A 20,868-nucleotide genomic window follows, 5' to 3' on the forward strand; every position below is an offset into this window, starting at 1 on the left:
GCGTCACGTCAACGTGAGAGCGTACAGGGCGATCGCCGCGAAATCGTCGGCCGGTTCGGAGGCCTGCCAGGAGCGCACGTCGTCGACGAAACGGCTGCCGTGGCCGGTGAACCGCTCGTAGCGGTCCGTGCCGTCCGCCGGGCAGGGCGGCATCTCCTCGAAGTGCCCGCCGAGGCCGTCCTCGAACAGCCCGGCGTCGTTGGGCCCGTTGACGACCGCGCCGGTGGCGGGCCTGCCGGTGATGTTGGCGATCTGGTGGTGCGGGCAGGCGATCGCGTTCTCGCCCACTCCGGCGACGAAGGACACGCCCCACGGGTTCGCGCCGAGCGCCCAGTTGCGCTGCGCCGTGCCGAAGGCGTCGTAGGAGCGGTCGCCGGTCACCGACCGGTACAGGTGCGCGGTGGCGGCCAGGCCGAAAGCATGCGGTACGGAGTCGAACGTGTCATAGAGAGCCCCCGCCCGGAACGGGTCGGCGGCGGCGCGGCGGGCGCCGAGGTCGAGCTGGGCCCGCAGCCCGGCGACCAGGTCGGCCTCGGTGACGGCGAGTCCCTCGGCCCGGGAAGCGCGGATGGCCCTGATCAGGTCGGCGTGGGCCAGAGCGCTCACGTCGTAAAGGTTGAGCGTGTCGCCCTGCTCCTCGTCGAGGTAGCCGCGCGCCCAGCGGGCCGACTCCGCCAGCCACCGTCCGGCGCGCGGGTCGCGCAGGCGCTGCGCGGCCAGGGCCAGCTCGGCGGCGCCGAGCTGCATGTCGTCGCGCCACACGCTCTCCGGGTAGAAGGCGTGCGGCAGGGAGGTCACCAGCCGGTCCACGCCGGTGGTCCGGGCCATGGCGTAGACGGACGCGGCCTGGTCGAGCAGGCGGGCGGCGCGCGGCCTGGACGGTTCGAGCTGGGCGGCCAGCGCGAAGGCGGCGGCGGTGCGCCCGGCCAGGTTCGGGCTGATCGGCTCGCCGGGATCGGCGGCGCGGAAGACCGGGCGGTCGCGGATGAACTGGTGCCCTTCGGCACCGTCGTGGTCGTCGGCCTCGGGCAGCCGCCAGATGTCGTGGTCGCCGACGAACGTGCCCTCGGCGTCGCCGGCGCCGATGCCGACCTGGATGTAGAGCGTCTTGGACTCCTCATCCCACATCTTGTCCAGATATTTCAGGCCATGAGCTGCTTCCTTCCTCAAGGCCGGGCTGCTCGCGCCGTCCCGCTGGGCCGCCCACAACAGCGTGTCCACGTACGCCAGGATGTGGGTGAACTTGAGGTAGTCGCCCGCGTCGAACCAGCCGCCCTCGACGTCGACCGGGCCGCCGATCCGCGTCAGACCGCCCTTGATCTGGTCGGTGTCCGGGCCGGTGAACTCGGGCCACGCGTAGACGGAGGCGGCCCGGTCGTTGAGATGGCTCGGCCGGCGCACCGCGTCGGCGCCGTCGCGCTGCAGGCCGAGGAAACCCAGCACCTTGGCCGCCGGGTTCCGCGACGGCGCGATCTCGAACTCGGCCGACGTGGCCCCTCCCGCCTTGATCCGGTAGCGGCCGGGCGTGCGCAGCCGGGTCAGGTCGAGGTCGTGGACGTGTGGGTAGCGGCTGTTCCAGGCGCCCCGGTCAGGGCCGGCCCGCCCGGTGAGCACCGTCCGCCCGCGCCCGTCGACCACGGTGAAGCGCCCGGCGGGGCCGCTCGTCATCAGGTACGCGTGCTTGCTCTCGCCCGGCAGGTAACCGACCTGATCCACCCGGATCAGCCCGGTCGCGTCGGCCTGGCGGGCGGGCTGGTCGGTGGCCGCGGCGGGACCGTTCACGGTGGCCAGCAGCGCCAGCGCGAGCGCGGCGGGGATCAGCTTCCTCACGTGCTCCTCCTGAAGTGTTCGCGAACTCGGGTGTGCGCGGCCTCGGCCGCGCCGAGCAGGTCCAGCCCGGCCAGGGCGGCGCCCGCGACCGGGGGAAGGGCGGTGACGAGGACGCGCGCGTGCGGCGCGCTCGCGCCGAGCGAGGTCTCGATCAGTCCGTGCAGGTACGGGTCGCGCGCGGTCAGCACGCTGCCGCCGAGCACGACCTCGGCGGGCGTGTCCAGCAGGCCGAGCCGGTCCAGGCACACCCTGGCCATCACCGCGACCTCGTCGGCCTGCCGCGCGACCAGGCCCCTGGCCACGGCATCGCCGCCTGCCGCGACGGCGAACAGGCCCGGCACCAGTTCGTGGAGCCGGGCCGGGTCCAGCTCGCCGAAGTGCAGGGCGAGCACCACCTCCGTGACGCTCGCCGTGCCGAACCGCGTGCGGACCAGCTCGGCCAGCGCCGTGTCCGGGCCGCGCCCGTCCTCCGCGCGGGCGGCATGCCAGAGCACGTGCTCGGCCAGGTCCTCGCCGCCGCCCCAGTCGCCGCTGCGCCTGCCGAGCGCGGGGAAGCGGGCCACCTCGCCGGTGGGGGAGACGCCGGCGGCGTTCATGCCGGCCCCGCACACCACGACGACGCCCCACGGCCGGGACGCGCCCGCGCGCAGCACCGCGAAGGTGTCGTTGGCCACCGACACCTCGCCCGCGCACCCGCGCGCCAGGAACTCCGCGCGCAGCGCCTCCTCCTCGCGCGGGAAGTCGGCGCCGGCCAGGAAGGCCGCAAGGACGTCGGCGTACGGCGCGGCCATGCCGTCGCGCAGCGCCAGGGCGGCGCGCTCCACCACGTCGGCGGCGGCGCTCACTCCGGCGCTCTGCGGCACGAACGGCCCGGCCCGGCCGGTGGCGAGCACGGTGCCGTCCTCGGCCACCAGCGCGAGGTCGGTCTTGCTGTTGCCGCCGTCGACCGCCAGGATCGTCCTCAACGGGTCCCCACCCAGGGCAGATGCGCGCGGTTGGCCTCCAGCAGCAGCCCTGTCAGCTCGCGCGCCAGATGCTCCTGGCCGACGAGCGGATGGGCGAGCAGCGCGTCGGCGACCCGTTCGCGCCCGCCGCGCAGGGCGGCTTCCAGGGCGAGCGTCTCGTACGCCGAGACGTGTGCGACGAGCCCGGCGTACAGCGGCTCAAGAGGGGCGACCGGCAGCGGCTCCGCGCCCGAAGCGGTGATCCTGGCGGGCACCTCGACGACCGCCTCGTCCGGCAGGAACGGCAGCACGCCGCCGTTGCGCGCGTTGACGACCTGGACGTCGCCGCGGTCGCCGAGCAGCGAGGCGATGAGCGCCACCGCGGCCTCGGAGTAGAACGCGCCGCCCCGCTGCCCCAGCAGCTCCGGCTTGGCCGTCACCGCCGGGTCGGCGTACAGGGCCAGCAGCTCCCGCTCGATCTCCGCCACCCGCGCCGCGCGCGACGGCTCGGTCCGCTGCTCGGCCACCACCAGGTCGTGAGCGTAGAAGTAGCGCAGGTAGTACGACGGCACCGCGCCCAGCCTGGTGATCAGCTCGACCGGCAGCCCGACGTCGGCCGCGATCTCCCGGCCGTGCTCCCGGATCAGGCCGGGGAGCACGTCTTCGCCGTCCAGGAGGACCGACCGCACCCAGGTGAGGTGGTTGAGCCCGGCGTGCCCGAGCGACACCCGCGACGGGTCGGCGCCCAGCGTGGCCGCGAAGCGGCGCTGGAAGCCGATCGCCACGTTGCACAGCCCGATCGCGCGGTGCCCGGCGTCCAGCAGTGCCCTGGTGACGATGCCGACCGGGTTGGTGAAGTCGACGATCCACGCGCCGGGGGCGTGCCGGGCGACCGTCTCGGCGATGTCCAGCACCACCGGCACCGTCCGCAGCGCCTTGGCCAGCCCGCCCGCGCCCGTCGTCTCCTGGCCGACGCAGCCGCAGCGCGGCGGCAGCGTCTCGTCCACCTCGCGCGCCGCCTGCCCGCCCACCCGGAGCTGCAGCAGCACGACCGTCGCCCCCTCGACCCCCGCCCGCACGTCGCCGGTCGCGGTCACGGCGGCCGGGTGCCCGGCCGCCCGCAGCATCCGGCGGGCCATGCCCGCCACCGGTTCCAGCCGCTCCGCGGCCGGATCGACCAGGGCGAGCTCGGTCAGCGGCAGATCCTCACTCAGCCGGGCGAACCCGTCGACCAGCTCCGGCGTGTACGTCGAGCCGCCCCCGACCACGGCGAGCTTCAACCCTTCACCCCCGTCAATGTCACGCCCTCGATGAAGACCCGCTGGGCGAAGAGGAAAACGATGATCACCGGGGCGGTCACCAGCAGGGTGGCGGCCATGGTGAGGTTCCACTGCACGCTGTGGAAGGCCTTGAAGGTGGCCAGCCCGAGGGACAGGGTCCACCCCTCCTGGTCGACCCCGGCGTACAGCAGCGGCCCGTAGTAGTCGTTCCAGCAGTAGAAGAACGAGAACAGCGCCACCGCCGCGATCGCGGGGCGGGCCATCGGCAGGATGACGCGGAACAGGATCCGCACGTCCGAGCAGCCGTCCACCTTGGCCGCGTCGGTGTAGTCGCGCGGGATCGTGATGAGGAACTGGCGCAGCAGGAAGATCGAGAACGCGTCGCCGAAGAGCATCGGCAGGATCAGCGGCCACAGCGAGTCCGTCAGGTCCAGCCGCGCCCACACCAGGTAGATCGGCACCGCCACGACCTGTGGCGGCAGCATCATCGCGCTGATCACCACGAGGAACGCCGCCTTGCGGCCGCGGAAGCGGAAGCGGGACAGGGCGTAGGCCGCCGGGATGGACGACACCAGCATGAACACCGTGGCCAGCGACGCGTACAGGAACGTGTTGAGCGTCCAGGTGAGCAGCTCCGAGCGGGCGAAGACGTCGGCGAAGTTGGCCCAGTTCCACTGTTCGGGCCAGAGCCGGCTGGTGAGAGCCTGCTCGTCCGTCATGAGCGCGGTCAGGGTCACGAACGCGACCGGCCCGAGGAACATCAGCGCCAGCGCGATGGCCAGCGAGTGCTGGGCGACCCACATCAGGCGGCGCCTCACGACGTCACCTCCGCCTTGCCGAACTGCCGCAGCAGGATCAGCGTGAACAGCATCGCGACCGCGAACAGCAGCAGCGCGTGCACGCACGCCAGCCCCATCGACCAGTCGCGGAACCCGGTGTGGAACAGGTGCTGGGGCAGGGTGAGCAGCGAGCCGTCCGGATAGCCGGGGGTGAACGTGGTGCCGGCCGAGTCGGTCGCGCCGGACGCCACCCGGGAGGCGATCATCGCCTGGGTGAAGTACTGCACGGCGTAGATCACGCCGGTGACGGCGGAGAACATCAGCACGGGGGAGATCGTCGGCAGCGTGATGCTGCGGAACTGCCGCCAGGCGCCCGCCCCGTCGATCGCGGCGGCCTCGTACAGATGCCTGGGCACGTCCAGCAGCGCCGCCAGGAAGATCATGATGGTGTTGCCGGCGCCCCACAGGGCGAGCAGGGTGAGGCTGGGCTTGGCCCAGGCGGCGCTGCCGAACCAGTCGGGGCCGGCGATCCCGAACCAGGCCAGCAGCTGGTTGACCGGGCCCGTCGCCGGGTTGAGCAGGTAGACGAAGGCGACCGTGCCCGCCACCATCGGCACCAGCGACGGCAGGTAGAAGATCGTCCGCAGGATCCCGCCGCCGCTCTTCAGCTTGGCCAGCAGCTGCGCCACGCCCAGCGCGAACACCACCTGGGCCGGGACCATGAACACCACGAGCCAGAGGGTGTTCAGCGCCGACTGCAGCACGCGGGGGTCGGAGAAGGCGTAGCGGTAGTTGTCCAGGCCGATGAACTCCAGCGTGAACAGGTCGTACCGGTGGAAGGAGAAGTAGACCGTGGACAGGAGCGGGTAGACGAAGAAGACCGCCACGCCGGCGATCCACGGCGACAGCCACAGCAGGGCGCGCAGGCCCTCGCCGGGCCGCCGGCGCGACGGCCGGGCGAGGGCGTGCCCGCGCCGCGCGACGTGGGTGGAGGCCATCATCAGCCCCCGGACAGCTTCAGCTTGTCGTCGATCCGCTTGTCCACCCCGGCCAGCCCGGCGTCGAGGTCCTTGACCGCGCCCTTCTCCCACTGGATGAGGAAGGTGGAGAAGGCGTCCTGGTTGAAGACGCTGTTGACGCTGGCCGGCATCGACGTCGTCTTCGGGTGGTTGAAGATGTCGAGGAACGTCGCGAAGTTCGCGTCCTTGGCCAGGTCCGGGTGCTCCATGGCGGCCTTGGTGGTCGGTACGTTGCGTAGCGCGTTCGACAGCGTCACCAGCGACTCGGTGTCCGTGGTGAGGTGCTTGACCAGCTCCCAGGCGTGCTGCGGGTGCGCGGCGCCCCTCGGCACGCCGATCACCGTGCCGGCGGTGAAGCCGCTGCCGTACAGCTCGGGCTTGTCGTCGGCGACGGGCAGCGGGGCGGTGCCGTAGTCCAGGTCCTTGGCTTCGGGGTCGTTGGCGATCATGGCGTTGCGCCACTCGCCGTCGAGGATCATGGCGACCTTGCCCTCGAAGAACGGGTGCTCGGCGCCCCACTCGTCGCCCAGGCCCTTGCGGAACTTCTCCAGCTTGTCGTAGCCGTACCAGTCGACCAGTTCCTTCTGCCACCGCAGCAGCTGTTTCCACGCCGGGTCGGAGCCGATGGCCGAGGTGCCGTCGTCCTCGTACCACTTCGCGCCGACCATCGGGCCGAGGTGGCTGGGGGAGTTCTCGTAGTACTGGAAGCTCGGGATGAACCCGGCGACCTCGATGTTCCCGTCGGCGTCGCGGACCGTGAGCTTCTTGGTCAGCTCGGTCAGCTCCGACAGGGTCTTCGGCGGCTGCTCGCCCTTCATCAGCGCCTTGTTGTAGTAGAGCCCGTACGCGTCCGCGAGCAGCGGCATCGTGCACCGCCTGCCCTCGAACTCGGTGTAGGCGCGGGCCGCGGCCGGGAGCACGCCCAGATCGATGCCGTCCTGCTCGATGACCGCGGTGAGGTCCTGGAACGCGCCGCTCCTGCACCACTGGGCGACGTTGTCGGTGGTGAACGAGGCCGCCACGTCGGGCGCCTTGCCGCCGCGGATCGCCTGGGTGATCTGGGCGTCCTGGATGCCCTTCTTCGTGGTGACCTTGATCTGCGGGAACTTCGCCGTGAAGCCCGCGACCGCCTCCTCGAAGGCCTTCGTCTCGACGTCGGTGGAGAAGCCGTGCCACAGCTCCAGCGTGGCGGGGGGCAGCGCGGCGGCGGCGGGGCCGGTGCCGCTCGCGGCGGGCCGGGCGCCGAGCGACGGCGGTGCCTCCTTGCCCGCGGTGCATGCGGTGAGCGACAGGGCCAGCAGCCCGGCCGCCACGAGAGGGACGAAGCGCACGAGAGTCTCCTATGAGCTGGTGTGGGGGGTTACGTCGTCCATCAAGAGATAGTAAAGCTTCCTAACTCAACGGTGACGGTAAGCGGGCAGCCCGAAGCGGTCAAGGCCCGAAACCAACTCGTGACGCCACCCAAGGCGAGCGGTACGGAGCGTCAAGGGTAAGAATGTTGACTATCGAGAGGCCGGTCAGCCGATGACGAGGAAGTCGGACCCATCAGCGGACCGGCGCAGCCGGCCGACGGCGCGGAAGAAACGACGCCCGTGCGGATAGCGGGTCTGCAGCCAGCCGTCGGACCGGGTGATGCCCGCTTCCTTGAGGTCGTGCCGGATGCGGTCCGCGAGCATCGCGGCGACGGCCGGGCCGTGGCTCGTGCGGGTGATCTGGAACTCGGTGAACCTGCACGAGTCGGGCGCCGGCTGCTGGAACTGGACCTCCACCGCGCCGAGCACGTCGCCGGCGGTCACCTCGCCGAGCGGTCGCCTGCTGTGGTGCCAACGGTAGAACTTCCAGAACCGCTCGTCGTCCATCGGCCCCGCCTCGCGCACCCGTACCCGGCCATCCTCGTCCATCACGGCGATGTAGAGCACGCGGTTGTCAGAGCACGGCTTGTCTCTGAAGTGGTGGCGCGAGCAGAGAGGATCCCAGTGGTAGGCGAACCACATCAGCGACGCGGCGAGATCGGGATGGCCGCCGGCCCACCGGTCGTCGAAGAAGAACCACTGCTCACGTGTCTCGCCCCATTCCGCGATGAGCATCTGGACCACATGCTCGTCCACGTGGATGACCGTGCCTTCGCGGCCGCGGGCGGTCCGGATCAGCTCCAGCGCCGCCGCGTGGGAGCTGAGGTCGGCGAGGTAGTCGTCCGGCGGCTCGGCATAGCCGGGCCATCGGTTGCAGCGCTCCAGCGCCGCCGCGATGCCGTCCTCGTCCGGCGCGATCAGCGACCGTAACACCATCAGTTCCAGCGGCCATTCGCCGGTGGTGCCGAGCGAGCGCAGCGCGGCGGCGAACTCCGGGAGCCGGACGCCCCGGAAGGCGTAGGTGTCGTCCCGTCCGATGCTGAAGTGTCTCGCCCTGCAGGTGAGCAGGACCGCGTAGACGGTGCCCGTCCCGGACGATCCGGCCAGGTCGACGGTCTTCCACGGTGGTGTGAACCCGCCGGCGGGGGTGTTCACGGTCGCGGGCAGCGGCCCGTCGTGCACGGCGTAGGACCAGAGGCCGGGGCTGGCCGCCACGGCGGAGTCGTCGACGAGGTAGTACGCCACCTCATACCAGAGGGAGTCGGCGAGCACGCGCACGCTCCGGGCGTCGACGTTGCACTGCTGGAGTTCCGACACCCGGGTCCGGGCCAGGGTGCGCAGTTCCTCCATGCTCCGCGGCGGTGCGCCGCCTTCGAAGAGGGCCGCGAGATACCAGACGTTCGTGCCCAGTTCGCGCTCGAACCACTCGTACGGGTCCCCGGCGGTGGCGTCCTCCCATACGTCATGGACCCACTCCAGCACCGTCGGCTGGGGCATCCGCCACACGCGCTTGCCGAGAACGCCCTGGTCCCATGAGCGGTAGATCAGGTACACGGTGGCCTGCCCTGGAGATCGCCGGAAAGGCGATCTTAACCGTGCGGGTAGTCGCCGGCCGCTTCCTGGAACGCCGGGGGATCTCCACGCGGGCGTATCAAGATCGGCAGGAGGCGTTTCTGGACCCGGCCCGGCGGCTCGGCGAGGATGAGGCCATGGCGGAGAAGCGATCAGCGCGGCCGAAAGGTGGCCCGGACTGGACGGCCGTGAGCGCTATGGCGACCGCGGCTGCCGCCGTGGTCGCCCTGGTCGCGTACCTGATGCCGCAGCCCCCGCAGCCCGGCCCGGAACCCACCCCCTCGGCCACCCAGTCCTCACCGGATCCCGCGCCCATCTCGCCCGCACCGCAGACCTCGAGCCCTCCGCCCGAGCCCAGCACCCCCGAATCCAGCACCCCCGAAACCCGCACTCCCGAACCGCCGGTGCCGAGCTCCACCCCGGTGGCCGAGGAGCCCCCCGCAACGCTGTCAGCGGTCCGGCCCGCCGGTTGCGACGAAACGGAGACGGCGCTGGCCACATACCGCCGGGACGCCGGGACCACCCGCGCAGGCCAGGCAGCCGCGGCCCGCCAGGCATACCAGGACCTGATGGGCGCGGGCCTCGACGCGCAAGGAGCGGTGGGAGCGACCATCCGCCGGCTGGCAGCCGAGTTCCAGGAGCTGAACTTCCGCCTGACCGGTATGACGGGCGGCGATCCCAACCAGGTGATCGCGGACATCAACGCGGACTTCGCCGACCTCAGGAGACTGTGCTGACATGACGGCAGGTCGCAGCCCGCACTGGCCGTACGCGGAGAACGCCTCCGGCATCACTACCGGAAGCACTCTCCCTTCTGAGGGCTATGGCTGAGGACGTTGGATGCCGTGGTGATCGAGCAGCAGGCCCACGCCGTATTCGAGGCGGACCAGCCGCTCGTCCATGCCGGTCAGTCGTTCGTCCATGGCCGCGAGCCGATTCGTATGCTCCGCCTGAACCGCTTTGATCTCGGCGAGGTCCCGGCCGGTTTGGAAAGCCCAAGACTCCAAGGCGCTCACACGCTCCTCCGTGCTCTTGGTGCTCAAGTCGATCTCCCTTACCGTGGGGGGCAGGGACCTGGCTGATGACCGCAGTCAGGTCCCGGCTGTCGTCAAGGTTAGTCGGTGCCTGGCTGGTCGCCGAGAGACCATGAGGCGGCAGTCCGGTGCGGTCGCTCGGCGACCGTCGCCGGGCGCCTGAGGTAATGAACACTTTACCCAACGTGACGACAAGCTCGGGCGCGTCACCGCCTGCTGCGCCGCTTGGCGGCATACGGCAGGACGAACAGGTACAGGCCGGTGGGCAGGAGCAGGGCAAGGGGCAGGAGCGGCAGGTAGTAGATCCACTCGGCCGGCCCCTCCTGCCCCGCGACGGCGATGGCGACGACGGTGACGACGACGGTCACCGTGAAGGTCATGGACAGCCAGCGGTGCGCCCGCCGGACCCACGTGTTCCCGTTCATGGCTCTCCTTGCGAGACGAGCGACCCCGCTCCGGTGAGCGGGGACATCCATGACGATCACGCTAGGCGCGGCGCGGTGGCCGCCGCTTCTCCGTTCCTGACCGTTCCGCTGGGCGCGCGGGCGGCTCAGGGGGCGAGGATACGGCGGAGCCAGCGCATCCGGGGCACACCGGCGTCCTGGGAGATCGCGGCGTGCGGGACGATGCCTTCGAAGCCGTGGAACCCGCCCGGCCAGACGTGCAGCTCGGCCTGGCCGCCGGCCTGCCAGATGCGGGTGGCGTAGGCGACGTCCTCGTCGCGGAAGGTCTCGGCCGAGCCGACGTCGATGAACGCCGGGGGCAGCCCCGACAGGTCGGTGGCCCGGGCCGGGGCCGCGTAGGGGGAGACGTCGGGGCCGCCGCGCCGGTCGCCGAGCAGGGCGGTCCAGCCGATCTCGTTGGCCGCGTGGTCCCAGATGCCGAGACCGGCCATCTGCAGGGACGAGGGGGTGTCGTTGCGGTCGTCCAGCATCGGGCACATCAGCATCTGCCCCACCAGGGCCGGGCCCTCGCGGTCGCGGGCCAGCAGGGCCACGGCCGCCGCGAGCCCGCCGCCCGCGCTGCCTCCGGCCACGAGGATGCGGGCCGGGTCGATGCCCAGTTCGGCGGCGTGCTCGGCGGTCCACGCCAGGCCCGCGTAGCAGTCTTCCACCGGGGCCGGGTGCGGGTGCTCGGGCGCGAGCCGGTACTCGACCGACACGAGCACCAGACGCAGTTCCTGCGCCACGTCCAGCAGCGAGTCCAGGCCGACGAGCCGGTTCCCGCCGATCATGCCGCCTCCGTGGATGTTGTAGATGGCCGCCAGCGGAGTGGTGGCGCCGGTGGGGCGGCAGATGAGCAGGGTGACATCGGGCGCTCCGGCCGGGCCGGGCACCTCGCGCTCCTCCACGTCGAACGCCCCGTCGCGACTGAGCTGCTCGGCGGTGGGCACCGGCATCAGGGCCGAGTTCGCGCGCAGCGCGGGGATCTCGTCCAGCGACGTGAGCGGGGGCATGTGCTGCTGGATCAGGGTCAGGGCCGCGCCGAGTTCGGGGTCGAACGGCACCGGCGCGGCCGGCCGGGCGGGGGACTCATCGATGCTCATCGGAGAACCTTTCGGTCGGACGTCGCGGCCGACTTGCCGCTGGGACCATGGTGGCCACGGCCGGGCCGGTGGATCGACCGCCAGATGGCGGGCCTTACCCGCCACTCGGCGGGTTTACCCGGCGACCCCGCCGATCGGCGGGCCTGCCCGGCTCGGGGTGGCGGGCCAGCCGCCGGAGTGCGAACGCGAGCTGCAGGCGCAGGCGGCCCTGCGGGGTGCGTACGTCCCAGCCCAGCAGGTGCTCGGCGTGGGTCATCCGTTCCTGCAGGGTGGAGTGGTGGATGGTCAGCTCCGTGGCGGCCGCGCGCAGGCTCTGGGCGTAGGCGACGGCGTGGAGGGTGACGAGAGTCCAGGGCGCCGCCGATCCGGCCCGCTCCAGGGCGAGGACGTCGGGGACCGCCTCGCCGTCCGGGCGGGCCGCGGCGGCGAGCACCATGAGCCCGCCCAGCTCGTCCGCGAACACCACGCGCGGGCCGGGATCCTGGGCGGATCCCTCGGCCGCCAGGCGCAGCGCGACGCGGGCCAGCCGCCACGACTCGGGAAGCTCCGGCACGGGCACGGCGGGGCCGACCCCCTGGCGCTTCTCGGCGGGCCGGTCAGTGATGATCACCGGGTCACGCTCGATCCGGGCCCGCCCGCCCTCCTCCGCGACCGCGCGGACCCGTACGTCACCTGCCAGGTTGAGCCGCCGGGCGGCGATCAGGCGGGCCTGCGGCGGCGCGGCCGCGTCGAGGAGCAGCTCGACCAGGGCGGGATCCTCACCCGGCCGGGCGGGCGCGCGGCCCCAGGTGCGGTCGAGCACGTCGCGCGCCGCGGCGGCGGCCCGTTCGAGCACGATGGCGTCGACGGGCCCCGCTCGTCCGGGACGCTCCAGCCGGAGCGCCGCCGCTCCGCTGCCCACGTGGTGGGCGGGCCAGCCCGGGTCGGGCGCGGTCCGGGTGTCCTCGCGCTCGCCGTCGGCCCGTACGCGGATCCGCAGGTGGCGGTCGGGGTCGGAGAGGCAGGCGGGGCAACCGGCCAGCATGGCGGCGCCGCGCACGATCGCCTCCAGACCGGCATGGGCCTGGACGAGACGGTCGAAGTAGGCGATGACCCGCACCGCGGCCCCGGCCTCGGTGTCGAGCGCCGACACCCGGCCCACCAGCTCTCTCATCCCCTCAGCCTAGGTGGGCCGGGCCACAGCGGTAGCGATCCGTGACGACCCGCTCTCACCCGGTCCCACACAGACCGGGCCACAGCTTGCCGGGAACGAGCCGGATCGTCCCGAGATTGCGCTAGTGTGCGGCGATGATCGCCAAGCCGCCCGGATGGCCCTTCGTGATCGTGTGGTCCACCTTGGCCCTAGTGATCATGTACTGGGCGAGCGTGCCCTTCTGGTACGGGGTCGAGATGTTCCTGGCGGTCGTCCTCGTCGGTCTTCCTCTGATGGTCTACTGGGCGCTGCGGTTCTCGCTGTCGGCGCCGGCCCTGGGCGCCTACGCGGAGAGGATCATGGAACGAGGGCCGATCCACTACGAGTCCTGCGAGTGGGCGGGGCTGTACCGGGTGTGCGGTGGAGGAGCCGAGCACGGAAGCCTGGACGGCGTGCCGGTCCCTGGCAGCGCCGGCTTCACGACGACGGAATGGGCCATCTACAGCAACACCGGCTTCGCCTGGCATCCAGGAGCCGTCCCGCAGGAAACCGCCGACGACATCTACGTGCGCATCGTGGGCGACTGGTACGGCTCCCGCGGCTGGGACGGGTGGTGATCACCTCAGGGCGGCGGCCTCCGAGGCGAGCTTCTCGACGCGGGACCAGTCGCCGGCGGACAGGGCGTCGGCCGGGGTGAGCCAGGTGCCGCCGACGCAGCCGACGTTCGGCAGGGCGAGGTAGTCAGGGGCGGTGGCCGGGCGGATGCCGCCCGTCGGGCAGAAGCGGACGTCCGGCAGCGGGCCCTGCAGGGACTTCAGGTACGCGACGCCGCCCGCCGCCTCGGCCGGGAAGAACTTCAGCTCCTTGATGCCCCGCTCCGCCAGCGCCATCGCCTCCGAGGCGGTGGCGGCGCCCGGCAGGTAGGGCAGGCCGCTGGACTCCATCGCCTCCACGAGCGACAGCGTCGTGCCGGGGGACACGAGGAAGCCCGCGCCGGCCTCCAGGGCGGCCGCGATGTCCTGCGAGTTGCGGATCGTGCCCGCGCCCACCTTGGCCTCGGGGACCTCGGCGGAGATCCGGGCGATGGCCTCCAGCGCGGGGGCCGTACGGAGCGTCACCTCGATCACGGGCAGGCCGCCGGCCACCAGCGCCCGCGCCATCGGCACGGCGGTCTCCACGTCGTCGATCACCACGACGGGGATCACGGGGGCGAGGTCGAGCAGGCTCATCGGGAACTCCTCAGGTACGGAAAACGCCCGGGACGCGGCGAGGCGCCCGGCGCACGGTGGTCGATCGGGACGGGCCACGCCGGCCGCCAGACCCGCCACCGCGTGGGCCGGTGGGTGGCGTGGGTGGTCATCGGGCCGCCGGCGCGTGCTTGGTGAGCCAGGCGGCGGCGCCCGTCAGGGCGGGCTGCGGCGCGACGATGAGCGAGGTGCCGATCTCCGCCAGGTATGCGGACATGTCGGGATTAGTGGCGAACCTGGCACGGAAGTTGCTGGCGCACACGCGCTCCACGATACGGGGAAGGACGCCTCCGCCCAGGTAGACACCACCCCGCGCGCCGAGAGTCAGCGCGACGTTCCCGGCGAAGCTCCCCAGCATCCCGCAGAACACCTCCACCGTCTCCGCGCACAGCGGGTCGCCGAGCCGCGCCACGATCTCCGAAGCGGCCAGGGACGGCGCCGCGACGCCGTTGACCCGGGCCAGCGCCCGGTGCAGGCGGGCCAGGCCGGGCCCCGACAGCACGTGCTCGGCCACCACCTGGTCCAGGCCCTCCGCACGGAGCGCCCGGACGATCTCCAGCTCCCTGTCGTCGGCCGCGGGCACCGTGACGTGACCGCCCTCGCCGGGGATCGGCACCCAGCCGTGATCGGTCGGCACCAGCCCGCCCACGCCGAGCCCGGTCCCGGGGCCGAGCACCGCCTTCACCCCGTACGAGGGCTCGGGGCCGCCCAGCGGCACCAGCTCGTCCGCGCGCAGGTGCGGCAGCGACACGGCCAGCGCCTCGAAGTCGTTGAGCAGTTTCACGTACGGGACGTCCAGATCTCGCGTGGACCCGGCCCAGGGCGAGTTCGTCAGCCGGTAGCGGTCCCCGTCGATCGGCCCGGCCACGGCCAGGCACGCCGCACCCGGCCGCACCCCGCCCGCATGCTCGGAGAGATAAGCGGCCACGGCGTCGGGCAGCGTCGGGTAGACGGCCCCGGACAGCACCGCCACGTGTGACGGCGCGGCTCCTGGCGCCGTGACGAGACCGAACCGGGCGTTCGTCCCCCCGATGTCGGCGACCAGCCACGGCAGCTCCGGCGCCCTCATCGCGACCGTCCGGCGCGTGCCGAACAGCCGCAGGGCCGGGAGAAGCGCATGCCCCGCGAGAGCATGAGGCTCCCGCCGCCGAAGGCCCGGAGGACGGACCCGGCCAGGCGGTCGCCGCCGTGGATGCTTTCCGAGGGGTGGTGGCCGGGCGCGGCCGGGAGTTCCCCGCCGCGGGAGATGCCCTCCGAGGGCCGAAGGGCGGGCGTGCCCTCGGAGGGAGACCAGGAAGGAGTCACCGGGAGGCTCCCGAGGGAGCGGGCAGCGGGATGCCCGTCTCCAGGTGGGAGGCGCCCGACTCGGCGGGGAACGCCAGCCCGGGGCCGTGGTGCGGCGACTCGGCGCCGCTGACGCCGAAGATGCCGGCCCCCTGCTCAGCGTGGCCCGCCATGCGGCGGAAGGTGGCGAACAGCTCGCGGCCGGTGCCGACCCATTCGGCGTCGCTGAGCGCGCGGCCCGCGGGGGTACGACGGGCCAGCTCCTCGACCGGCACGAGCAGCTCCAGGGTGCCCGCGGCCGAGTCGAGGCGGACCACGTCGCCGTCGCGGACCAGCGCGATCGGCCCGCCGTCCGCCGCCTCGGGCGACAGGTGGATGGCGGCGGGCACCTTGCCGGAGGCACCCGACATGCGGCCGTCGGTGACGATCGCCACCCGCTGCCCCCGGTCCAGCAGCACCGCCAGCGGCGGCGTGAGCTTGTGCAGCTCCGGCATGCCGTTGGCGCTCGGCCCCTGGTAGCGGATGACCGCGACGAAGTCCTGCCCGTCCAGCTCGCCCGCCTCGAAGGCGCGCAGCAGGTCGAGCTGGTCGTCGAAGACCTTCGCCGGCGCCTCGATCACCAGGTGCTCCGGCTTGACCGCCGACACCTTGCTCACGGCCGTGCCCAGGTTGCCGGAGAGCACGTGGATGCCGCCGTCGGCCGCGAACGGGTCCGACACCGGGCGCAGCACGTCCAGGTCGGAGCTGCCGATGACCGGCTCCCATGCCAGCTCGCCGTCACGCAGCTCCGGCGCCGACCGGTAGCGGTCCAGGCCGGGCCCGGCCACGGTCATCACGTCGGCGTGCAGCAGGCCCGCGTCCAGCAGCTCGCCGATCAGCACCTGCATGCCGCCCGCCTCGCGGAAGTGGTTCACGTCCGCCTGGCCGTTCGGGTAGATCCTGGTGAGCGACGGCACCACCTTGGACAGGCACGACAGGTCATCCCAGGTCAGCACGATCCCGGCGGCGGCCGCCATGGCCACCAGGTGCAGCGTGTGGTTGGTGGAGCCGCCCGTGGCCAGCAGCGCCACGCACGCGTTCACGATCGCCTTCTCGTCGACCAGTTCGCCGATCGGCGTGTACTCGGCGCCGTGCGCGGTGATCTCGACCGCGCGGCGGCCCGCCGCAGCCGTCAGCGCGTGCCGCAGCTCGGTGTGCGGGTTGACGAACGTCGAGCCCGGCAGGTGCAGGCCCATGACCTCCATCAGCGCCTGGTTGGAGTTGGCGGTGCCGTAGAAGGTGCACGTGCCGGGGGAGTGGTAGGACTTCGCCTCGGCGTCCAGCAGCTCGCCCCTGCCGAGCTTGCCCTCGGCGAAGAGCTGGCGGGTGCGGGCCTTGACCTTGTTCGGCAGGCCCGACGTCATCGGCCCGGCCGGCACGAAGATCGCGGGCAGGTGGCCGAAGTGCAGCGCGCCGATCAGCAGGCCCGGCACGATCTTGTCGCAGACGCCCAGCAGCAGGCTCGCGTCGAACATGTCGTGCGACAGCGCGATGGCCGTCGACATCGCGATCACGTCGCGGCTGTAGAGGGACAGCTCCATGCCGGCCCTGCCCTGCGTGATGCCGTCGCACATGGCGGGCACGCCGCCCGCCACCTGGGCCACGCCCCCGGCCGCGCGCACCGCCGCCTTCAGCTCCGGTGGGTACGTCTCGTACGGCTGATGGGCGGAGAGCATGTCGTTGTAGCTGGTGACGATCGCCACGCCCGGCTTGGCCGTGCCGCGCAGGGCGGGCTTGTCGGAGTCGGGCGCGGCGGCGAAGCCGTGCGCGAGGTTCGCGCAGCCCAGGTGCGCGCGGGCCGGGCCCTTCGCGCGGGCGTTCTCGCCGTCGCGGCGGATCCTGGCCAGGTACGCGGCCCGGCTGGTCGCGCTGCGTCCGGCGATGCGGTCGGTGATCCGCTGGATGACGGGGTGCATGGAAGTCATAGAAGTCACGCCTCCTCCTCGTGCCAGGCGCGGCCACTGCGGCCGAGGAGCTCGTGCGCGCCTGCGGGGCCGGTCGTCCCGGCGGGATACGGTTCGGGCAGTTCGGGGGAGGAGCGCCAGGCGTCCAGGATCGGGTCGATCCACCGCCACGCGGCCTCCACCTCGTCACGGCGCATGAAGAGCGTCGGGTTGCCGGCCAGCACGTCGCTCAGCAGCCGCTCGTACGCCTCGGGAACGCGGGCGGGGAACGTCTCGCCGAAGTTCAGGCTGAGCGGCACCGGCTTGAGCGACACCTCGCCCGCGCCCGGCTCCTTGGCCATGATGTGCAGCTCGATGCCCTCCTCCGGCTGCAGCCGCAGCACCAGGCGGTTCGGCGAGCCGCCGGGGAAGATGGAGTGCGGCACGTCCTTGAACTGCACCACGATCTCCGAGCGCCGGTTCGGCAGCCGCTTGCCGGTGCGCAGGTAGAACGGCACCCCGGCCCAGCGCCAGTTGCGGATCTCGGCGCGGATCGCGGTGAACGTCTCCACCCGCTCCGACGACTCGGTCGGCGGCGTCGAGCCGGGCTCCTCCAGGTAGCCGGCCATGCCGTCGGCGGCGGTGTACTGGCCGCGCACGGTGAACCGGCCGACCTCGCCGCCGGTGATCGGGCGCAGCGCCTGCAGCACCTTCACCTTCTCGTCGCGGATCGCCTCGCGGTCGTTGCGCGCGGGCGGCTCCATCGCGGTCAGCGTCAGCAGCTGCAGCAGGTGGTTCTGCACCATGTCGCGGAGCGCGCCGGCGTGGTCGTAGTAGCCGCGCCGGCCGGGCGTGCCGACGGTCTCGGCGGCGGTGATCTGTACGTGGTCGATCCAGAGGGAGTTCCAGATCGGCTCCAGGAACGCGTTGGCGAAGCGGAGCACGAGCAGGTTCTGCACCGTCTCCTTGCCCAGGTAGTGGTCGATGCGGAAGATCTGGTGCTCGTCGAAGATGGCGCCGACCTCGTCGTTGATCCGCTGGGCGCTCGGCAGGTCGTGGCCGAGCGGCTTCTCCAGCACCACCCGGGAGCGCGGGGTCACCAGCCCCGCCCGGTCCACCTCCCGGCAGAACGGGCCGAACGTCCTGGGCGGGCTCGCCAGGTAGAACACGCGGTCACGGTCCTCGGCCAGCGTCGCGCGCAGCGCGTCCCAGCCGGTGCGGTCCTGCCCGCCCACGTCCACCGTCAGATGGTGCAGGCGGCCCAGGAAGCGCTGCCACATGGCGTGGTCGTCGACCGGCACCACGTCGCGTACCTGGGCGTCCACCTTGCCGCGGAAGTCCGCGTCCGTCAGCCCGCCCCTGGACAGGGCGATGACGCGCGTCTCCGGCGAGAGCCGGCCGTCCCTGTCGCTGTGGTACAGCGCGGGGAGCAGCTTGCGCATGGACAGGTCACCCGTACCGCCGAAGACCACCAGGTCGGCGGTGTGGGCGGCCGGGGAGGGCGAGAGCGGGGACACGAACACGACTCCGATGATCTACCAATGCGGGGACAGAACGGACACTAGCTAGGGTTTCGGTCCTACACAAGCATAGTTTTGCTATTTGAGATGAAAAAGTAGCGACTTTTCATGACACAACTAGGTGTGGTTCACTTAGCCGATGTCTCGACGTACCGCAGCCACCCTCGCCACCAGCGGTGACGTACTGCAGCTGATCCGCACCGGTACGGCCGTGACGCGGACCGACATCGGCCGGGTCACCGGCCTGTCACGCCCCGCTGTGCAGCTCCGCGTCGACGAGCTGCTGGAACGCAGCCTGGTCGTCGAGCGCGCGGACGCTCCCTCGACCGGCGGGCGCCCGCCGGTGCGGCTGGAGTTCAACGCGTCCGGCGGCGTCGTCCTGGTCGCGGCGCTGGGCGCGAGCCGCACCCGCGTGTCCATCTGCGACCTGAGCGCCCGCGAGCTCGCCGGGCAGGACTTCGCGATCGACGTCGAGCAGGGCCCCGACGTGGTGCTGCCCCTCGTCATGGACACCTGGGACGAACTGCTCGGCGACCGGCCCCGCTCCATGGTCAAGGGCGTCGGGATGGGCATGCCCGCCACCGTCGAGTTCGCCGAGGGCCGCACCGAGAGCGCCAGGGTGATGGCGTCCTGGACGGGCGTGGTGATCCCGCCGCTGGTCCGGGCCCGCTTCCCGGTGCCCGTGCTGGTCGACAACGACGTGAACGTGCTGGCCATCGGCGAGCACCGGGGCGCCTACCCCGACCTGGACGACCTGATGTTCATCAAGGTGTCCACCCGGATCGGCGCCGGCATCATCGCCGGGGGCGGCATCCTGCGCGGCGCGCTCGGCGCGGCCGGCGAGATCGGCCACATCCCGGTACGCGACGGCGGCGGCGTGCTGTGCCGGTGCGGCAACGTCGACTGCGTCGACTCTGTCGCCAGCGGCACCGCGCTCCTGCGTGACCTGCGCGCCGCCGGCAAGGACGTCAAGAACATCGCCGACGTGACCCGCCTGGTGCGGGCCGGCGACGCCGAGACGATGGCGACCGTGCGCGAGGCAGGGCGCCGGATCGGCGAGGTCGTGGCCGGGGCGGTCAACATACTCAACCCGTCGGTCGTGGTGCTGGGCGGCGACATGGCGGAGGCGTTCGGGCCGCTGGTGTCCAGCATCCGCGAGGTCGTCTACCGCCGCTCCACCGCGCTGGCCACCAGACGGCTGCGCATCGAGCCGAGCCGGCTGGGCCCGGCCGCCGGCATCAGCGGCTGCGCCGTCATGGTCCTCGACCACGTACTCTCACCCGAGGCCGTCGACGAATCCCTCGCCACCCGCCGCCCCCTGCACCCCACGAAACCCCTCTGACGACCCCCGATCCACCAGGGCGTCGCACGCGTCAGGGAGAGAAATCTCTTCGGGACTCTCGGGCTGTGCGTCGTACGTGCCGGGGAGGGAACCTCCGTGGGAACCCCCTCGGGCCGGGCGCCGCAGGCTGGATCTTTCTGCCGTCGGGAGAGCCCTCTCAGGGAACCCCCTCAGGCTGGGCGCCGCACGTGTCGGGAGGGAAACCTCCGTGGGAACCCCCTCAGGCTGGGCGCCGCACGTGTCGGGAGGGAAACCTTCGTAGGAACCCCCTCAGGCTGGGCGCCGCACGCGTCGCCGAGAGAAACCTCTGTGGGGACTCCGGGCTGGGCGCCGCAGGCGTCGGGGAGGGAACCTTCGGGCGAACCCCCCTCCGGCTGGGCGCCGCAGGCTCGATCTCTCTGGCGTCGGGGAGAGAAAACCTTGTGGGAACCCCCTCGGGCTGGGCGCCGTCGTGCGTGCCTTTGGCCCGCTCAGCTCGCCGTAGTGCCGGGTTGGGGAGGGTTGCTCTCCCGGGTGCTCAGCGGTGGCCGGGGATGCGGTTGGGGCGCGTGAGGCGCTTCTTCGTCTTGGTCTTGGTGGCCGTCGGGGTGGGGCGGGTGCCCGGGGCGGGGTAGGCCGTGGTGAGGGCCGGGCCGGCGGGGGCGAGGGCGCCCGCCCGGCTTTCCCTGTCCGTACGGGAGGACGGGGTGGCAAGGGAGGTCTCGCCCGGGGACGGCGCCACCGAGGACGGTGCGGACGACGGCGAGGGGCGGGGGGAGCTCCGGGCGGTGGGCCGGTCAGGGGTGCCCGTCGGGGACGGGCGCGCGTCACGGCGGGGCATCGACAGGTGACGCGGGTCGGCCCGGCCGGAAGCCGACTCGATCGCCCCTCGCGGCTCGGCGAGACCCGGCACGCCCGGCTGGGGCATGCTGGCGGTGGAGAGCGACGTGCCCGGCGACCCGGCGGCGGCCAGGACGCCGGCGAGGACGAGCATGAGGGTGCCGGTCAGCGTGCCGGCGATCTGCAGGATCCGCCCGCGCCGTTCGGTCTCTCTCACAGAGGCAGATGATAGTCAGCCCTGGCGGT

General features: G+C 72.4%; 19 protein-coding genes. 3 read left to right on the plus strand and 16 right to left on the minus strand.

All coding sequences use genetic code 11. The features are described 5' to 3' along the window. Window positions 1-3 precede the first annotated feature (3 nt). From ACZ6YG_RS07280 to ACZ6YG_RS07310, 7 genes are all read right to left on the minus strand, one after another. Window positions 4-1,830: a glycoside hydrolase family 9 protein gene (locus ACZ6YG_RS07280; protein ID WP_466017438.1), complete on the minus strand. Its 1,827-nt coding sequence runs from the start codon at window positions 1,828-1,830 to the stop codon at window positions 4-6. Continuing rightward, window positions 1,827-2,795 carry an N-acetylglucosamine kinase gene (locus tag ACZ6YG_RS07285; RefSeq protein ID WP_345482617.1) on the minus strand — a complete coding sequence of 323 codons (969 nt, stop codon included), beginning with the start codon at window positions 2,793-2,795 and terminating at the stop codon, window positions 1,827-1,829. Before ACZ6YG_RS07285 ends, ACZ6YG_RS07280 begins: the two co-directional genes overlap by 4 nt. After that, on the minus strand, window positions 2,792-4,054 hold the full coding sequence (locus ACZ6YG_RS07290) for a 6-phospho-beta-glucosidase (RefSeq protein WP_466017439.1): 1,263 nt from the start codon (window positions 4,052-4,054) through the stop codon (window positions 2,792-2,794). Before ACZ6YG_RS07290 ends, ACZ6YG_RS07285 begins: the two co-directional genes overlap by 4 nt. Then, window positions 4,051-4,872 (minus strand): carbohydrate ABC transporter permease, encoded by an 822-nt coding sequence (locus ACZ6YG_RS07295; protein WP_271277653.1) that lies wholly within the window; start codon window positions 4,870-4,872, stop codon window positions 4,051-4,053. Before ACZ6YG_RS07295 ends, ACZ6YG_RS07290 begins: the two co-directional genes overlap by 4 nt. Continuing rightward, complete coding sequence (locus ACZ6YG_RS07300; protein ID WP_261808636.1) at window positions 4,869-5,834, minus strand: carbohydrate ABC transporter permease; 966 nt, start codon at window positions 5,832-5,834, stop codon at window positions 4,869-4,871. The genes ACZ6YG_RS07295 and ACZ6YG_RS07300 overlap by 4 nt, the downstream gene beginning before the upstream one ends. Next, window positions 5,834-7,183 carry an extracellular solute-binding protein gene (locus ACZ6YG_RS07305; protein ID WP_466017440.1) on the minus strand — a complete coding sequence of 450 codons (1,350 nt, stop codon included), beginning with the start codon at window positions 7,181-7,183 and terminating at the stop codon, window positions 5,834-5,836. Before ACZ6YG_RS07305 ends, ACZ6YG_RS07300 begins: the two co-directional genes overlap by 1 nt. A gap of 186 nt (window positions 7,184-7,369) precedes the next feature. Then, the gene (locus ACZ6YG_RS07310; RefSeq protein ID WP_466017441.1) at window positions 7,370-8,758 is read right to left on the minus strand and encodes a hypothetical protein; all 1,389 of its coding nucleotides are present in this window, start codon (window positions 8,756-8,758) and stop codon (window positions 7,370-7,372) included. A gap of 215 nt (window positions 8,759-8,973) precedes the next feature. Here ACZ6YG_RS07310 and ACZ6YG_RS07315 point away from each other — a divergent pair, with 215 nt between their 5' ends. Then, window positions 8,974-9,513, plus strand: a complete 540-nt coding sequence (locus ACZ6YG_RS07315; protein ID WP_466017442.1) for a hypothetical protein — start codon at window positions 8,974-8,976, stop codon at window positions 9,511-9,513. Window positions 9,514-9,597: 84 nt separating this feature from the next. Here the strand turns inward: ACZ6YG_RS07315 and ACZ6YG_RS07320 are convergent, their stop codons facing one another. From ACZ6YG_RS07320 to ACZ6YG_RS07335, 4 genes are all read right to left on the minus strand, one after another. Then, complete coding sequence (locus ACZ6YG_RS07320; protein WP_466017443.1) at window positions 9,598-9,819, minus strand: hypothetical protein; 222 nt, start codon at window positions 9,817-9,819, stop codon at window positions 9,598-9,600. 197 nt (window positions 9,820-10,016) lie between these two features. Next, entirely contained in the window at window positions 10,017-10,235 is a 219-nt protein-coding gene (locus tag ACZ6YG_RS07325; protein ID WP_364227684.1) for a hypothetical protein, read from the minus strand. A 125-nt stretch (window positions 10,236-10,360) separates the two neighbouring features. Then, complete coding sequence (locus ACZ6YG_RS07330) at window positions 10,361-11,356, minus strand: alpha/beta hydrolase (protein WP_466017444.1); 996 nt, start codon at window positions 11,354-11,356, stop codon at window positions 10,361-10,363. A 94-nt stretch (window positions 11,357-11,450) separates the two neighbouring features. Further along, complete coding sequence (locus ACZ6YG_RS07335) at window positions 11,451-12,509, minus strand: helix-turn-helix domain-containing protein (RefSeq protein WP_466017445.1); 1,059 nt, start codon at window positions 12,507-12,509, stop codon at window positions 11,451-11,453. A 134-nt stretch (window positions 12,510-12,643) separates the two neighbouring features. Between ACZ6YG_RS07335 and ACZ6YG_RS07340 the strand changes: the two genes are divergently transcribed. Next, entirely contained in the window at window positions 12,644-13,105 is a 462-nt protein-coding gene (locus ACZ6YG_RS07340; protein ID WP_466017446.1) for a hypothetical protein, read from the plus strand. On the opposite strand, the gene eda is transcribed toward ACZ6YG_RS07340, so the two are convergent. The 4 genes from eda to zwf form a co-directional block, all read right to left on the minus strand. After that, the gene (gene eda / locus ACZ6YG_RS07345; RefSeq protein WP_148032403.1) at window positions 13,106-13,717 is read right to left on the minus strand and encodes a bifunctional 4-hydroxy-2-oxoglutarate aldolase/2-dehydro-3-deoxy-phosphogluconate aldolase; all 612 of its coding nucleotides are present in this window, start codon (window positions 13,715-13,717) and stop codon (window positions 13,106-13,108) included. A gap of 127 nt (window positions 13,718-13,844) precedes the next feature. Then, the gene (glk, locus tag ACZ6YG_RS07350; protein ID WP_466017447.1) at window positions 13,845-14,804 is read right to left on the minus strand and encodes a glucokinase; all 960 of its coding nucleotides are present in this window, start codon (window positions 14,802-14,804) and stop codon (window positions 13,845-13,847) included. Window positions 14,805-15,036: 232 nt separating this feature from the next. Further along, window positions 15,037-16,983, minus strand: coding sequence for a phosphogluconate dehydratase (edd, locus tag ACZ6YG_RS07355; protein ID WP_466017475.1), 1,947 nt, complete (start codon window positions 16,981-16,983; stop codon window positions 15,037-15,039). A gap of 5 nt (window positions 16,984-16,988) precedes the next feature. Next, window positions 16,989-18,464 carry a glucose-6-phosphate dehydrogenase gene (zwf, locus tag ACZ6YG_RS07360; protein ID WP_271277664.1) on the minus strand — a complete coding sequence of 492 codons (1,476 nt, stop codon included), beginning with the start codon at window positions 18,462-18,464 and terminating at the stop codon, window positions 16,989-16,991. Window positions 18,465-18,600: 136 nt separating this feature from the next. Here zwf and ACZ6YG_RS07365 point away from each other — a divergent pair, with 136 nt between their 5' ends. Further along, the gene (locus ACZ6YG_RS07365; protein ID WP_466017448.1) at window positions 18,601-19,803 is read left to right on the plus strand and encodes an ROK family protein; all 1,203 of its coding nucleotides are present in this window, start codon (window positions 18,601-18,603) and stop codon (window positions 19,801-19,803) included. Between the two features lie 517 nt (window positions 19,804-20,320). On the opposite strand, the gene ACZ6YG_RS07370 is transcribed toward ACZ6YG_RS07365, so the two are convergent. After that, window positions 20,321-20,839 carry a hypothetical protein gene (locus ACZ6YG_RS07370; RefSeq protein ID WP_466017449.1) on the minus strand — a complete coding sequence of 173 codons (519 nt, stop codon included), beginning with the start codon at window positions 20,837-20,839 and terminating at the stop codon, window positions 20,321-20,323. Window positions 20,840-20,868: the final 29 nt, after the last annotated feature.

This window comes from Nonomuraea sp. NPDC054003 (assembly GCF_055585125.1).